Origin of the sequence: Synechococcus sp. SYN20, from assembly GCF_014279555.1 — a bacterium.
In the GTDB taxonomy this organism is placed as follows: domain Bacteria; phylum Cyanobacteriota; class Cyanobacteriia; order PCC-6307; family Cyanobiaceae; genus Synechococcus_C.
The window spans coordinates 1153786-1166493 of record NZ_CP047959.1; the positions used below are offsets into that span (position 1 = coordinate 1153786).

The 12708-nt window shown below is 48.2% G+C and carries 17 protein-coding genes; 14 read left to right on the forward strand and 3 right to left on the reverse strand.

The window, feature by feature from the left end:
* Positions 1-86 precede the first annotated feature (86 nt).
* From dapB to SynSYN20_RS06040, 5 genes are all read left to right on the forward strand, one after another.
* On the forward strand, positions 87-938 hold the full coding sequence (gene dapB, locus SynSYN20_RS06020) for a 4-hydroxy-tetrahydrodipicolinate reductase (RefSeq protein WP_186525130.1): 852 nt from the start codon (positions 87-89) through the stop codon (positions 936-938).
* 11 nt (positions 939-949) lie between these two features.
* Positions 950-1624 carry a hypothetical protein gene (locus tag SynSYN20_RS06025; protein ID WP_186525131.1) on the forward strand — a complete coding sequence of 225 codons (675 nt, stop codon included), beginning with the start codon at positions 950-952 and terminating at the stop codon, positions 1622-1624.
* Positions 1625-1641: 17 nt separating this feature from the next.
* Entirely contained in the window at positions 1642-1893 is a 252-nt protein-coding gene (locus tag SynSYN20_RS06030) for a high light inducible protein (RefSeq protein WP_186525132.1), read from the forward strand.
* A gap of 455 nt (positions 1894-2348) precedes the next feature.
* Positions 2349-3071: an FAD-dependent monooxygenase gene (locus tag SynSYN20_RS14680; protein WP_370586719.1), complete on the forward strand. Its 723-nt coding sequence runs from the start codon at positions 2349-2351 to the stop codon at positions 3069-3071.
* A gap of 19 nt (positions 3072-3090) precedes the next feature.
* Positions 3091-3303, forward strand: coding sequence for a DUF2949 domain-containing protein (locus SynSYN20_RS06040; RefSeq protein WP_006852436.1), 213 nt, complete (start codon positions 3091-3093; stop codon positions 3301-3303).
* Here SynSYN20_RS06040 and SynSYN20_RS06045 read toward each other — a convergent pair.
* On the reverse strand, positions 3294-3812 hold the full coding sequence (locus tag SynSYN20_RS06045) for an adenine phosphoribosyltransferase (RefSeq protein ID WP_186525498.1): 519 nt from the start codon (positions 3810-3812) through the stop codon (positions 3294-3296). The two genes, SynSYN20_RS06040 and SynSYN20_RS06045, sit on opposite strands and share 10 nt — an antisense overlap.
* A gap of 627 nt (positions 3813-4439) precedes the next feature.
* Here SynSYN20_RS06045 and SynSYN20_RS06050 point away from each other — a divergent pair.
* Genes SynSYN20_RS06050 through SynSYN20_RS06065 form a run of 4 tightly spaced genes read left to right on the forward strand, consistent with a single transcriptional unit; the run spans position 4440 to position 6381 of the window.
* A complete protein-coding gene (locus SynSYN20_RS06050) occupies positions 4440-4997 on the forward strand; it encodes a DUF3038 domain-containing protein (protein ID WP_186525134.1) in 558 nt (185 codons plus the stop codon).
* Positions 4998-5005: 8 nt separating this feature from the next.
* Positions 5006-5641: a DUF4335 domain-containing protein gene (locus tag SynSYN20_RS06055; RefSeq protein WP_186525135.1), complete on the forward strand. Its 636-nt coding sequence runs from the start codon at positions 5006-5008 to the stop codon at positions 5639-5641.
* Positions 5642-5689: 48 nt separating this feature from the next.
* Positions 5690-5935 (forward strand): hypothetical protein, encoded by a 246-nt coding sequence (locus SynSYN20_RS06060; RefSeq protein WP_186525136.1) that lies wholly within the window; start codon positions 5690-5692, stop codon positions 5933-5935.
* Positions 5932-6381: a hypothetical protein gene (locus tag SynSYN20_RS06065; RefSeq protein ID WP_186525137.1), complete on the forward strand. Its 450-nt coding sequence runs from the start codon at positions 5932-5934 to the stop codon at positions 6379-6381. The genes SynSYN20_RS06060 and SynSYN20_RS06065 overlap by 4 nt, the downstream gene beginning before the upstream one ends.
* A 12-nt stretch (positions 6382-6393) precedes the next feature.
* On the opposite strand, the gene SynSYN20_RS06070 is transcribed toward SynSYN20_RS06065, so the two are convergent.
* Positions 6394-6849 (reverse strand): EF-hand domain-containing protein, encoded by a 456-nt coding sequence (locus SynSYN20_RS06070; protein ID WP_186525138.1) that lies wholly within the window; start codon positions 6847-6849, stop codon positions 6394-6396.
* Positions 6850-7037: 188 nt separating this feature from the next.
* On the opposite strand from SynSYN20_RS06070, the gene SynSYN20_RS06075 reads away from it, so the two are divergent.
* The 5 genes from SynSYN20_RS06075 to SynSYN20_RS06095 all read left to right on the forward strand — a co-directional run bounded on the left by SynSYN20_RS06075 (position 7038) and on the right by SynSYN20_RS06095 (position 11300).
* Entirely contained in the window at positions 7038-7748 is a 711-nt protein-coding gene (locus tag SynSYN20_RS06075) for a response regulator (protein WP_186525499.1), read from the forward strand.
* A gap of 8 nt (positions 7749-7756) precedes the next feature.
* Entirely contained in the window at positions 7757-9100 is a 1344-nt protein-coding gene (locus SynSYN20_RS06080; protein WP_186525139.1) for an ATP-binding protein, read from the forward strand.
* 152 nt (positions 9101-9252) lie between these two features.
* A complete protein-coding gene (gene ppk2 / locus SynSYN20_RS06085) occupies positions 9253-10137 on the forward strand; it encodes a polyphosphate kinase 2 (RefSeq protein ID WP_370586728.1) in 885 nt (294 codons plus the stop codon).
* Positions 10138-10398: 261 nt separating this feature from the next.
* Positions 10399-10872: a hypothetical protein gene (locus SynSYN20_RS06090; RefSeq protein ID WP_186525141.1), complete on the forward strand. Its 474-nt coding sequence runs from the start codon at positions 10399-10401 to the stop codon at positions 10870-10872.
* 275 nt (positions 10873-11147) lie between these two features.
* Positions 11148-11300 (forward strand): hypothetical protein, encoded by a 153-nt coding sequence (locus SynSYN20_RS06095; protein ID WP_186525142.1) that lies wholly within the window; start codon positions 11148-11150, stop codon positions 11298-11300.
* 840 nt (positions 11301-12140) lie between these two features.
* Here SynSYN20_RS06095 and SynSYN20_RS14685 read toward each other — a convergent pair.
* Positions 12141-12410, reverse strand: a complete 270-nt coding sequence (locus SynSYN20_RS14685; RefSeq protein WP_186525143.1) for a phycobilisome rod-core linker polypeptide — start codon at positions 12408-12410, stop codon at positions 12141-12143.
* Positions 12411-12708 lie beyond the last annotated feature (298 nt).

Consider the following 12708-nt stretch of genomic DNA (forward strand, 5'->3'; position numbering starts at 1 on the left):
GGTGTGAGTGCCGCTCTGCATGAGATCTGCATTTCGTGTTACATCCGCGCCTGGCCCCATAGGCTGAGTCCATCTGCAGCACGTTCATGAGCGACATCCAGACCGGCTCGATCCCCGTTGTGGTGACCGGTGCGCTGGGTCGAATGGGTGCAGAAGTGATTCGGGCTGTGCAGATGGCTCCTGATTGCCATTTGGTGGGTGCAGTGGACAACACGCCTGGTAAAGAAGGCCAAGACGTAGGCGAATTACTTGGGCTTCATGCTCTTGAGGTGGCTGTGACTGCTGATCTAGAGGGCTGCTTGTGCTCTGCGAGTCAGGCGGTTCGTGATGCAGGGCCTGGGAAAGGAGCCGTCATGGTGGATTTCACCCATCCATCTGTGGTGTATGCCAACACCAGAGCTGCGATTGCCTACGGCGTTCATCCCGTGATCGGGACCACGGGGCTATCGCCCGCCCAACTCGATGACCTCCAATCCTTTTCTGATAAGGCATCTATTGGTGGGGCTGTGATTCCCAATTTTTCTGTGGGGATGGTGTTGCTTCAACAGGCGGCTGCCGCTGCTGCTCGTTTTTATGACCATGCAGAGCTGACGGAGCTCCATCACAACCGCAAGGCCGATGCTCCTAGTGGAACCTGTATCAAAACTGCCGAACTGATGGAGGAGCTAGGCAAACAATTCAATGAATCAGAAGTGGATGAGCATGAATCGCTTGCTGGAAGTCGGGGAGGACAGCGGCCAAGTGGCCTGCGCTTGCATTCCTTGAGATTGCCTGGTCTCGTGGCGCATCAGGAAGTGATGTTTGGCTCCCCTGGTGAGACCTACACCCTGCGCCACGACACGATTGACCGGGCTGCCTACATGCCAGGCGTTTTGCTCTGCGTCCGTAAGGTCCGACAGTTACCGGCGCTCGTGTACGGCCTCGAGCGTCTTCTTTAAGGGGTTGCACGATGTTGATTCCGCTTCGTCCCGGTGAGTTGTATCGGTTGATTCCTGCTGTGGCAACAGGCCAGCAATTCAGAGCATCCCTTGGTAATCCCCGAAAGATTCTTCAACGACTCTTGATTGCCACGATTGGGGGGGTGATCACTCTCTTAATTAGTCAGAGCCAGTTATCCAGTCGATGGGGTTCGATTTTGTTGATCATTGGCGTCGTTTTTTTTCTCTACATCTTGTGGGGACCGATCGTGGAAGCCGGTCGAAAAAATGCAGTGTTGCGCCGTTACCCCGCGGCGGCTCTTTTTGAAGGGGAGGTTGTTAAGGCTTCTCGGCAGGAGCGCGTTGAAAATCAACGGGAGCAGGCTGATGCGAGCGGTCGGCTCGAATTGATTGAAAACCGAAGGACGTGGTTGGTGCTTGAGCTGGCTGATGAAGACGGCTATCTCGGACGGATTTCTTTCCCAATGACCAAGCAGCATGCATCGATACGCTCTGGAGCGTTGATCCGTTGTGTAGTGCTGAGCGATCGCAACGATTTTTCGAGATTGGGAGCCCTTACCGATGCTTGGCTTCCAAGTCTTCGGATCTGGATCGGAGAATACCCATATCTGCTGCGACCTGCGTTCGAAGACCTCTGCAGGATGCGCTTGCGCAAAGTTTCTTCACAAATGGGTTACAATTCTTAAACACCGACAGATTCTTCATGACTCAAGCCTCTACAAACGCAGCAACCATCCGTGGTGCAACCGTCACCACAGAAGATGGTGGCCGTCTTAATGCATTCGCAACCGAGCCACGCATGGAAGTCGTGGACGTTGAGAGCGGTTGGGGTTTTCATGAGCGCGCAGAAAAGTTGAATGGCCGCATGGCCATGCTCGGATTCATTGCCTTGCTTGCAACTGAATTGGCCATGGGTGGTGAAGCCTTCACCCGTGGACTTCTTGGCATCGGCTGAACGCAGTGATGACCGGCTACCTAGCTCCGATTCGGATCAATGGTGCCGGTCCAACTGGAAGTTTGCTTGCCCTTGGGCTGGCAAACTTTGGGTATACGGTCTATCTGTATGACCCTCTGAGTTCCAATCAAATTTGTTCTCGTAGTCGGGCATACGCACTAACTCATTCCTCCAGACGTCTTCTGACGCGATTAGGACTTTGGGATGATTTATCTCCTTTTTTATCACCCTTTAGGACCTTGGGTCTCGAGGATCGTGGTATCAACCAGTCAGTAAATTTTACTGAGCTAGATCTCCAAGTAGCAAACAGATCATCCCAAGCGATTGGTTGGATTTTGGATCATTGCTCTTTGATGACGCTTTTAATAAGTCGATTAGAGAAATCTAATAATGTCAATCTTTTTTTTGGCGAAGTGGCCAACCATTCTTTGCCTCTTAGTCATGATTTTGGTTTGGTGATCGCAGCAGATGGTCCACGTTCACCGACCCGCACATATTTCAAATTTCCTTGGTGGACGCACTCGTATTCCCAGGGTTGTTTAACAGCGAAAATTCGTTTTCGTAATATTGATTCAGAGAAAGCTTTCGAATGTTTCAGGCCAGAAGGTCCTTTAGCCATCCTCCCACTGGGTAAAACTGATTTTCAGGTGGTATGGAGTGCTCCTCTTCATCAATGTCGTCAGTTAGCTGCTCTTGAAACATCTGCCTTTCTTGACCAGCTTTGCACGATCCTTCCGAACGGTCTCGAACCTGATGCGTTGCTCGATTCACCTGCTGCTTTCCCCTTAGAGATTAGTTTTGCTCCAAAACTGCATCAACAGAATGTTGTTCTCGTTGGTGAATCTGGTCATCGTTGTCATCCTGTAGGGGGGCAGGGGCTCAATCTTTGTTGGCGAGATGTTGAAACTCTCCTTCAACTGATGACGTCTGCTTCCTGTGCTCGGCGTGGGCTAAAAGCTGTTCCTGGTCGCTACACCAGGCTCCGTTTTTTCGATCTCCTAACCGTTGGGCTTGCCACAGATCTTCTTGTGCGTTTGTTCTCCAACCGCCAGTCAGCAGTTCTGTTCGTACGACGTCTCGGTCTTTTCATGCTCAAGCACTCTCGCTTGTTTCGGAGGGTTTCACTGCAGGCGATGTCAGATGGACCAAGCACCCTTCTGCACAACTTGCCAAAGTGAGTGGAACTGATTGCTTTTAATGGTCATTAGTAGTGACCCACAACCCAAGCCTTCTGCTGCTTTGCTTGCCTACTTGCAGGGCAAGCTTGGCTTGAGTGCCAGTGCCATCAATCTTGGCCTGCGCCAAGCCGAATTAGAACAGGCTCCCCTGCCAGTGGTGCTCTGGAGTTTTGGACTGCTCAGCTTGCAGGGTTACCAAGATGTTTTGGACTGGCAGCAAGCTCAGGAGTAGTGAATCAGAGATTCAACCCGGATGTCATCGGGAAGACGCCCGCGTCCACCTAAAGCTGTGAGTTCCACGATGAAGGCGCAGCCCACCAATTGACCGCCAGCTTTCTTGACTAAATCGGTTGTGGCCGAGGCAGTCCCGCCTGTTGCTAGAAGGTCATCAACAATCAAAATTCTCGGTTCGTCTCTCATGGCATCTGCATGAATCTCGAGGCGATCCGTCCCGTATTCCAGGGCGTAATCAATTCCGTAGACCTGCCCGGGGAGTTTTCCTGGTTTGCGTACTGGAACAAATCCCAGCTTCTCCTGCGTTGCCAAACCCATTCCCACAATGAAACCCCTGGCTTCTATTCCCACTATCAGGTCTGGCTTCAACGAATCGCATAGCGTTCCAAGACGATCCATGACCTCTGCCCAGCCCACGGGATCACGCAACATCGGTGATATGTCTCGGAAGAGAATTCCTGGTTTTGGAAAGTCTGGAATATCTTGAATGTAATGACGAAGATCCAAGGACATGTTCTAGTGAGACTTACACGCAATTATCGCAGATAAGACTGTGGATGAGCTTGATGACGTGTGTCCTCTAATCAGCTCGTTCCTGCTGATTCTCTCAGATTCAATTGATCCATGAGAGGAGAAGATCTACCTTATTCCAAAAGTTTAGTTTTTCTCTGGCGCAATAGAGCCTTATGACTTCGAAAATTAGTTTCAATCGATAAAGTAATCGTTTGTATCATGCCAGATCAAGGGACTGTCTCGTTATGAGCAGTGGAGATCTTTTGTTGTCTTCTGAGTGAATTAGAGTTGGTTTGTTGCTGCTTTGTGCCCATTTTATGGGTTTATTCGTGCAGCCCGTCTGCGCATCGTAGATCCGATTGATGAGTGAGAATCTTATTCTGCTTGGTTCTCTCGTCTCTTGTTTGGCAGGGATCTTGTGTCAATTCCAGCTGTTGCTGCCGTTCCCTTGAAAGAATTGTTTAAAGCCTTAAGGTTGGATTGTTTTGAATAAGGTCAAACATTTTGGTTGCTGATCAGGAGGCCGTGTCCAGGCTTTTCTGATCGTGTGTTAGCACTGCATCCAAGCTTGTCTTGATTGAACTCGGAGCTGTATGACTCGAATCGGTACGCCACCCAGCCATGACTGAAGCAACAGTCACTCCTCTTCCAGAAGCGTCTTTGCCAATAGCTGTGCTTGGTCGTCGTGGGATGGAGCGTCTCGATCTCCTTTTGCTCACAGTGGAGTCCTTGGATTTCAACGGTGGGGAGGCCATGCTTTGGGCCACCCAACAACTCGGCTTCGAAAGTCTGTTCCCAAACCGGGTAGAGCTTTGGAAGCGTCGATGCCATAACCCGCTTCGTCGTTCTACGCGTCGTGGACGACTTGGTTCGGCTGAAACAGAGGCCCTTATCAGGCTTCTCTGTGCCATGGCTGATCGGCTTTATCCGATGCTTCACCAGCTTCTCTCGAGTCGTGAACCCGCTGACCTCAGCAAGCAGCGTTGGGCTTTAGTTGACCAACGCTTGAAGGATTTGATCGCTGAGCGCTTCAATCTCCGCCGGGGGGCTGTTCAACGTTTGCTCAGCACCGATCACTCTTCGTCGATTCAACGACAGCTTGTTTTGACTCTTGCGCTGGCTGCAGGTCCCGGTGGAGTGGATCGCCTTCGGGCCAGTCTTCTTGACCCAACACCCTGATGATCTCGATGCTCAAACTCTCTTATCGCTACGACCAAACGGCGGCCAGGCTTGAGGTGGATGGACTTCCTGACTTTTCGTCTGGACATGGCGACAGCGTGATTGGGATCTTGTCTGCTTGGCGTCTTCAATTGGTTGGTGCTCCTGAACTGGAGGGGAAACGCGATCACCTTGAAGCGTTGATGGCTGTTGTTTTTCCCTATGCACGCCATCAAATCTCCGGTGTTTCCAGGCCTGAAGGTTGGTCGCATCATCCAGTGAGCATCCGCCCTGTTGATGGTGGCCATCAGCTTGGCCTCACCAGTAGTCAGCCTGATGTTCCCCCGTTGGAAATCAAGTTGGATGATGCTGATCTTGCTGATCTTTTGCGCTGCCTAGATGCGCTTCGTGCTGACGAACGCGTGGCGATTTCTTGGCCCGAGATCATCAATCACCCCTTGAGTCGTCGTGAATTAGTGGAGCGGGTTCCCTTGGTTCGTCGTTTGGCTGCACCTATGTTTGGTGGTGTAGCTCTTGTTGTCGTTGGGGTCATGGCCATGGTTGTTCCATTGCCCAGCCAAGACACCAAGGCTCCTACTGACTCCATAGAGGCTCCCCGTCCAGACCCTGTGAGTGATCCTTCACAAGCTGATCCATCACGTTGAGCCGATTGTGGTTTTCGCCCATATATTGGCTTTTATTGCTTGGCTTCTATGTCCTCCAGTTGGTCTGATCTGAGACGTCGTGTCGCAAGGATTGGAGCTTCACTGGATGTCGTTGTGCGCAGCGATCCGGAGGTTTGTGGCTTAAGTGGTGCTGATTATCAACTCACCCTTCATCACAGCGGTTACGGAGATTGCACGGTTGGTGATCTCAGTTTGATCGAGTGCCCGAATGAGTTGGTTCTCATTGAATTTGAGCGCTGGATGCGTCGAGCCAAGTTGTCATTAGTGTCATGACCTTGAAGAATATGCCCCGTCTTCCTCGCACTCAAAGAGAACTTCGTGTTTTTAGCAAAAACAAACGACATTCCCGCCGAGTGCCTGTCTGGAGGTTGTTTTTGGAGTCGGTTCTTCTGTTAATGGTTGGTTCCGGATTGCTTGCAGGTTTGAGCTGGTTACCTTCCAAAGTCGATGCAATCGTTGTTGTGAGTGAAGCGATCGCTGATTTAATTCGTGGACTCAGTCAACTGTTGGAAGCATTTCTTGGTTTGTCGGCAGTGATTCTGATTGCTGCACTTCTTGTATTGGCTTTGTTGGCACTTCTCTCAGGTTTGATCAGACTCATTCGCACGTTTTCTGTTGTTTTTAAATCATCTCCGCGTAGGCAATCGCAATATTCTTCTGAAGCTTCAAAACGAAACTCCCGCTCGGCTCGGACTCGCCGGTTGCGAAAAATGCTCTAACTTGACTGTTCCTTATCGTGATCTCGATCGAGGGGCGAGTGATCGTTGCATCATCCACAGTTCATTCAAGGTCAGGCCTCCGTCTCCATTGCGGTCCAGGCTTTCGAAATTCCGTTGCAGCCAGGGAAGGGATGCCACCTCCTTACGATCAAGTTTTCCATCAAAATTCTGATCGGCTTGTTGAAATCGTCTTTGCAATCGCAGACCACTTGGGTGGGAAGCGGAGGGCCTGATGTCTTCAATCAACAAATAGTTTCGGGTTGTGTGTCGCTGTAATCTCCGTTCGAGGTAGGGCTGGCCACTGACTTCTCTTCTCTCTAAGCGTCCATCACGATTGGAATCCATCCGAACGAATAAGGCCTCCATCCGGGTGCCGTAACGACGCACAGGGTTGGCTTGAGCACCTTGGTCTGGCAGCAGGAGGCTTGCCCCCAGTGCAACGAGTGTGAAAGGTACCCATTTCTCCATCACAGAAGACTATGCAGTGTGATTGCTGAAGAGATGTCTGAGTGATGACAGATCGTCAATTAACTGTGACATGGTCCGCCTCAGCGAGACAGTTTGCTTGATGCTCCATACGATCGGAGCATTCAATTGAAGTGGCGATGACCCAACCTTCCGGCACCGCTTCGCACTCCCCGGCCAAAAAAGCTTCGATGATTTGGGTCGTGGATGACGATCCGGAGCTTCGTCAGATGGTGGGCACCTACTTGATTGATCAGGGCTATGACGTTCGCTGTCTTAGTGATGTCAAGCAGCTAGAGGCAAGGCTGGACTTTCAGCGCCCAGACTTGATCGTGCTCGACTTGATGATGCCTGGCGATGATGGCCTGTCAGCTTTACGTCGCTTGCGAGATGCTGGCGACGATCTACCCGTGGTCATGTTGACGGCCAGAGGAGATGGAGTTGATCGCATTATTGGCTTGGAGCAGGGGGCTGATGACTATCTCGCTAAGCCATTTCTTCCCCGTGAGTTGTCAGCACGCATCGAAGCAGTGCTTAGAAGGCGTAGCTCGATTCCTGCCGGAACTCCCCTGGCTGAAGGTGGTGATGTGACGTTCGGAGAAAATCAATTTGATCTTTCTGCCAGGACCCTGTTTCGCGAGGGCGAGCCTGTTGTTATTACCAGTGGTGAGTTCAGCTTGTTGGCGGCTTTCGTGCAGCACCCCCATCGACCTCTGTCTAGAGAACGACTCATCGAGCTGGCTCGCGGACCAGGGTCTGATACGGATAGTCGCAGCATGGACGTGCAAGTTTCGAGGGTACGCAAGCTGGTTGAACCAGATCCTGCGCGTCCTCGCTATATCCAAACGGTATGGGGATACGGTTATGTCTTCGTTCCTGATGGACAACCTCGTTCGCGTTGAGGGATGGAATGACCCCACGGGTGTGGCAAGTTCGACTGCGATCTTTATTCGGTTGGAGTGGCCTTGCTCTCGGCAGTTGGGCGTTTTGCTTGTTGGTTTTACAGGTGTTGTTTGGACAGCAGCTTGAGCAGCTTCAGACGGTGCAGCTCGGCCGTGATTTGGCCCTCAATGTAAGGCTCACTGAGTTGGCTCTAGAGCGCTATCCACCCCATTTGGTGACTGAACTCACCGGTCTTGACCTCACAGTTGCGATCCACCCCAAATCGGTTCAAAAGATTCCTTCCGCAGGCTTTCAACGCCAGGCGAAAGCGCTTCAGACGCAGCTTTGTGAGCGGCTCTCCCATTGTCCGATGGTTGTGGCGGATCAAGATCACGAGGGCGAACGCGGAATTTGGATTGAGCTGATTTCACCGTTGGAACCGATTTGGCTGCGTGTGAATGTGCGTGCTCCGATGAGCTGGCCGCCTGAGCCCACCCTGTTGGGGTTATCACTGGTTGGGGCGGGCATGATTTGTGGCGGCTTGTTCCTTCTCGTGGAGGTAGAGGCACCGTTACGAGGATTGGAAAAGGCCTTATCCCGGGTTGGTGACGGAATTGATCCTGATGCTGTTCCGGCTCGTGGTGCACCTGAGGTTCAGCGCCTTACGCGCCGTTTCAATGCAATGGTCCGACGTTTGGCTGCCAATCGAAATGAAAGAGCCACCATGCTTGCTGGGATAGCCCATGACTTACGCGCGCCCATCACTCGGCTGCAGTTTCGATTGTCTTTACCTCAACTCAGTGCAAAAGAACGCGAACGTTGTGCTGGAGATTTGCAATCTCTAGAACGCATCACAGGTCAGTTCCTTCTGTTTGCAGGAGGCGGTGATGAAGAACTCTCTGTGCCTGTTCCTTTGGATCAACTGCTGGCAGAGGTGGCGAGCAGTCATCCCGCCGATCAATTGCAGCTTCAGTTGGACACATTTGAGGTCATGGTGAAGCCAGTGGCCTTGAGTCGAGCTGTTGCCAACTTGATTGATAACGCGTTCACCTATGGCCAAGCCCCTGTGGTGTTGAGGTTGTTGCGCACTGCAGATCAATGTTCGATTGAAGTTTGGGATCAGGGAGATGGCATGCCTCAGCGGTTGTTTGAGCAGGCTCTTCAACCGTTTCACCGCCTCGATTCCTCGCGTGGAGGACAGGGCCACTGTGGATTGGGATTGGCCATTGTTGTGCATGTGGCACGTCTGCATGGTGGCGACCTCGACTGCCGTTATGCCGATGGTTTGAATGACTCGAAGGTTCCAGGGCGCTTCGCTATTCGTTTGTCACTGCCAATAGACCTCATGATGCAGAACGTTGCGAAAAGATGAAGTCCTGTTCCTTTTGTTGATTTGGGAGGCACCAATGGGAGGGCGCTGATTGCTTCGTTATGGGCCATAAGGAAAACAAAAAGTCAAAACACAACAGCAAAAGCAAAGAAATGGCACTACCTAATGGTTCCAAACCCCTATCTGATAAGGAGATGGGTGGGCTTGATGGACGTGAGTCCAATACTGCGGCTCTAACTGATCGACAGGAAGATGGACTCCAACGACCTCGTTACAACGGAGAACGACTCAAGAAAAAGATCTATGAATCTGAACTGGAAGAGCTTCAGACTCAACTCGTCAAAATGCAGTACTGGATCAAGGAAACTGGCTTCCGCATGATCATTCTGTTTGAAGGACGGGATGCCGCTGGTAAGGGAGGCACGATTAAACGCTTAACTGAACCTTTAAACCCCCGTGGCGCAAGAGTTGTTGCTTTGGGAACCCCTTCTGATCAGCAGAAAACGCAGTGGTATTTCCAGCGATATGTGGAACATTTTCCAGCTGCTGGCGAAATTGTGGTGTTTGACCGCAGCTGGTATAACCGCGCTGGTGTGGAGAGGGTGATGGGGTTTTGTACCCCTAATGAGGTTGAGGATTTTCTTGAAGATTGCCCTCAGTTTGAGCGAATGTTGGTTCGTAGTGGTGTGTTGTTGTTGAAGTATTGGTTCTCTGTGAGTGATACGGAACAAGAGGCACGGTTTCAATCACGCATTGATGATCCAACCAGGCGTTGGAAGCTCAGTCCGATGGATCTTGAAGCACGTAATCGTTGGGTGGAGTTTTCAGAGGCAAAGGATATAATGTTTGCCAGCACAAATATCCCTGAGGCACCTTGGTTCACTGTAGAAGCCGATGATAAGCGACGTGCAAGGCTTAATTGTCTCAGGCATGTTCTTAGCAAGGTTCCATGGGAAGATATGACTCCGCCAGCGATTGAATTACCACCAAGGCCAAAACAGGGCTCCTATGATAGGCCACCTATTAATGAACAGTTTTTTGTTCCCAATCATTATCCTTATGATCAAACTAGTGAATAATTCTTTTGGCTGTTTAACCCTAGCTTCTATTGCTTAATCAGTTAATTCTTTTGTGCCTAGGTAGGCAGATGTAAGCCATTGTCACGTCAAGCTTTCTAAGCTATGGGGCATTCATTTTTGGGGATCTCGAAAGCTTTTTAAGTCTAGGCTTTTCATTGCCTTGGTCAATGCCTCATTTTTTTCTCTTTGATTCATATTAATAGATGCTTCGATATAGTTTATGCTTCTTCTATCGGCTAGGATGAACATCGTCAAGAATGTATGGCAATGAGGTTTTTAAAAATTCCCACGTTAGCTTTTTTGATGGTTGGCTTGTCAGGTTTTGACTTCGATAAAGATACAGGCTTGTTTACCTCAAAAGCAGAAGCTTTTGAGGAGTGCGAAGACTGGAAGGATAGCGGGAATGTTGTTGTTTACGCGACAAATATTAATATAGCGGAGGAGGCTTCAAGGTTCGGTCTTGAGAATCTAGCTCCTACATCCAACTCTTCTGGTTCGACAATAGATCAATTAAAATATGCAGATAGGCTCTATAAATGGAATCAATTAGTGGAGAATTTTCTTGTCAAGCAGCACCCCACAAAAGCAATGAAAATTTATTCACGCATGTGTGAGTATGAGCCAAAAGAAAAACTATTTGTAGGTTATGAAAACAAGAAGATTCAAGATGGTGTTTGGAAAGACGAAGATGGAATGAGAGGAAGAATGGTAAAAGTGAAATATTTTCGATATTGAGTAATGACTCTTTTGCCAGCAAGAGAGAGTCAGTAGGGGACAAGGTGCCATTTTATATTTCATGTATCTGATCGATTGTTGAAATGATATGGGATTCTAAGCCTATTGATTATTGATCTCTACATTCCTGGGTTTTGCAGATCAGATCACTTCACTGCTCAAGCCTTTTCTTAGATACAGGCTTTGATTTCATATATCACCATTGATTGTGATTGTTTTTCAAGTGCATTACGTCTCAGCATCTAATATTTCAATGTTAAATTTAATGCTTACAGATGGATCTTCGTCTTGTTGCGTTGCTTGGGAAGTACCAAGAAGAAGAGCTTGAAGCGATTGAGCGATGGTTCAACCATACCCAACCATTGGCTCTTGAAATCATGGGAAGCATGAAGATTGCGCGTGGCACCATTAAAAGGGAGAGTAAATAGTAAGTGTTTTGCTCAAATCTAGAGATGGGATTTTACTCGGTTAGTTGTTTTGATAGTTGTCTTTTGTTTGGATACTTTATCACTTCAATTTTGTATCGCTTTGATTTTGATGTCTCTTTTATGGTTCTTCGGTGTTTTTATTTTTCACGACTTTGATACATGTTTCAGCTGCTATGGATACATATTTGCCTGTCAATAATGACATTCTAATTTTACATCCCAATCTCTAAAGTCATTGCTACGAGCTTCGCAAATTTAATAGTAACGTTCTAATTAATATATTTTTTGTTTTGCTTTCCTGTGGGCTTTTAAGTGCAGCATTGGCAGTATCCAAAAACAAACAATATTGGATATGGCTGATTGCCGGATTAGTTTTTGGTCCTATTGGACTGATCAGTTCTTCGTATGTTAAGGATAAGAGTTTACCTCCTTATGCTTGCTAATTAGTCTTATTAGTGGGTTTTTGATTTTAATCCGTCTTGGATTAAAATTAGAATGTCACTATTCCTTCATGAGTCTTCGATCAGTTGATTGTAAAGGTTGATCTAAGTATTGCCAATGTAATCCAGATCGTAATCCCGATGGTTGCTGCCAGCGTAAGTATCTAGAGTTTTAGAGTTTTTCTTGTCGGTTTGTCGTAAAGTAGTTTCTCAAGTGATGTCTTTTGCTGAAAATTAAATAATCCGTAATCGGCAATATGGATTTATTAGATGTTAGTTTCTTTTGCCAGTCCAAGCCGTATCTTGTGTATTGTTGATGCAAGGGTATAGACCCTGTTGCTCGACCAGGAAAAAGGCGTGAAAATTCACTTTGCGGAATATCGTAGCCAAATCTTGATATTTATTCGTTGCTATTCAGAATATAGTCTATAAAATAATTAAATCCCTTTTCTGCAATAATTATCGATGATGTTTGCCCTTCTTCTTCATTGTATGCTTTCCTTCGCAATGCTCTTGCGACGACTTGTTCTGCCAAACGGTAGTTATTATTGCAGTCTTTGTTACCTCGTCGGAATCTGTCAGAGAGAATTAGCCCACGAATGAAGTCGCGTACGGTTATTGAATTATTGCGTAACTGTGATTCAAGATATTCTTCTCTATCATTTTCCAATCGGTGGAAAAATACTTGTGCATAACATTTCCTTATTAGTTTTTAAATTTTGTTTTCTGTGTTTATCTCTATGCTTTGATTGCTGACTCCATCAACCCTCGAGTTTTGAGTTGTGAGAGTGAAATTCTTTGGAGGAATTGCTATATCGTGTCATTAATAAGTTTATGATATGCATTCCGGTCTATCTTTCGTCGTCTATTGGTTACATTGCAGTGTATCAATGGTGGCTTTCGCTTGCTTCTCCTGCTTCAGTCTCTCAATAATAAAATTAAAACTTTAATGCTGCTAATTTTTCACT

Bases quoted from the DNA above. Each gene is read 5' to 3' on its own strand.
- dapB (WP_186525130.1), top strand. From the start codon at position 87: ATGAGCGACATCCAGACCGGCTCGATCCCCGTTGTGGTGACCGGTGCG.
- SynSYN20_RS06025 (WP_186525131.1), top strand. From the start codon at position 950: ATGTTGATTCCGCTTCGTCCCGGTGAGTTGTATCGGTTGATTCCTGCT.
- SynSYN20_RS06030 (WP_186525132.1), top strand. From the start codon at position 1,642: ATGACTCAAGCCTCTACAAACGCAGCAACCATCCGTGGTGCAACCGTC.
- SynSYN20_RS06040 (WP_006852436.1), top strand. From the start codon at position 3,091: ATGGTCATTAGTAGTGACCCACAACCCAAGCCTTCTGCTGCTTTGCTT.
- SynSYN20_RS06050 (WP_186525134.1), top strand. From the start codon at position 4,440: ATGACTGAAGCAACAGTCACTCCTCTTCCAGAAGCGTCTTTGCCAATA.
- SynSYN20_RS06055 (WP_186525135.1), top strand. From the start codon at position 5,006: ATGCTCAAACTCTCTTATCGCTACGACCAAACGGCGGCCAGGCTTGAG.
- SynSYN20_RS06060 (WP_186525136.1), top strand. From the start codon at position 5,690: ATGTCCTCCAGTTGGTCTGATCTGAGACGTCGTGTCGCAAGGATTGGA.
- SynSYN20_RS06065 (WP_186525137.1), top strand. From the start codon at position 5,932: ATGACCTTGAAGAATATGCCCCGTCTTCCTCGCACTCAAAGAGAACTT.
- SynSYN20_RS06070 (WP_186525138.1), bottom strand. From the start codon at position 6,849: ATGGAGAAATGGGTACCTTTCACACTCGTTGCACTGGGGGCAAGCCTC.
- SynSYN20_RS06075 (WP_186525499.1), top strand. From the start codon at position 7,038: ATGATTTGGGTCGTGGATGACGATCCGGAGCTTCGTCAGATGGTGGGC.
- SynSYN20_RS06080 (WP_186525139.1), top strand. From the start codon at position 7,757: ATGACCCCACGGGTGTGGCAAGTTCGACTGCGATCTTTATTCGGTTGG.
- ppk2 (WP_370586728.1), top strand. From the start codon at position 9,253: ATGGGTGGGCTTGATGGACGTGAGTCCAATACTGCGGCTCTAACTGAT.
- SynSYN20_RS06090 (WP_186525141.1), top strand. From the start codon at position 10,399: ATGGCAATGAGGTTTTTAAAAATTCCCACGTTAGCTTTTTTGATGGTT.
- SynSYN20_RS06095 (WP_186525142.1), top strand. From the start codon at position 11,148: ATGGATCTTCGTCTTGTTGCGTTGCTTGGGAAGTACCAAGAAGAAGAG.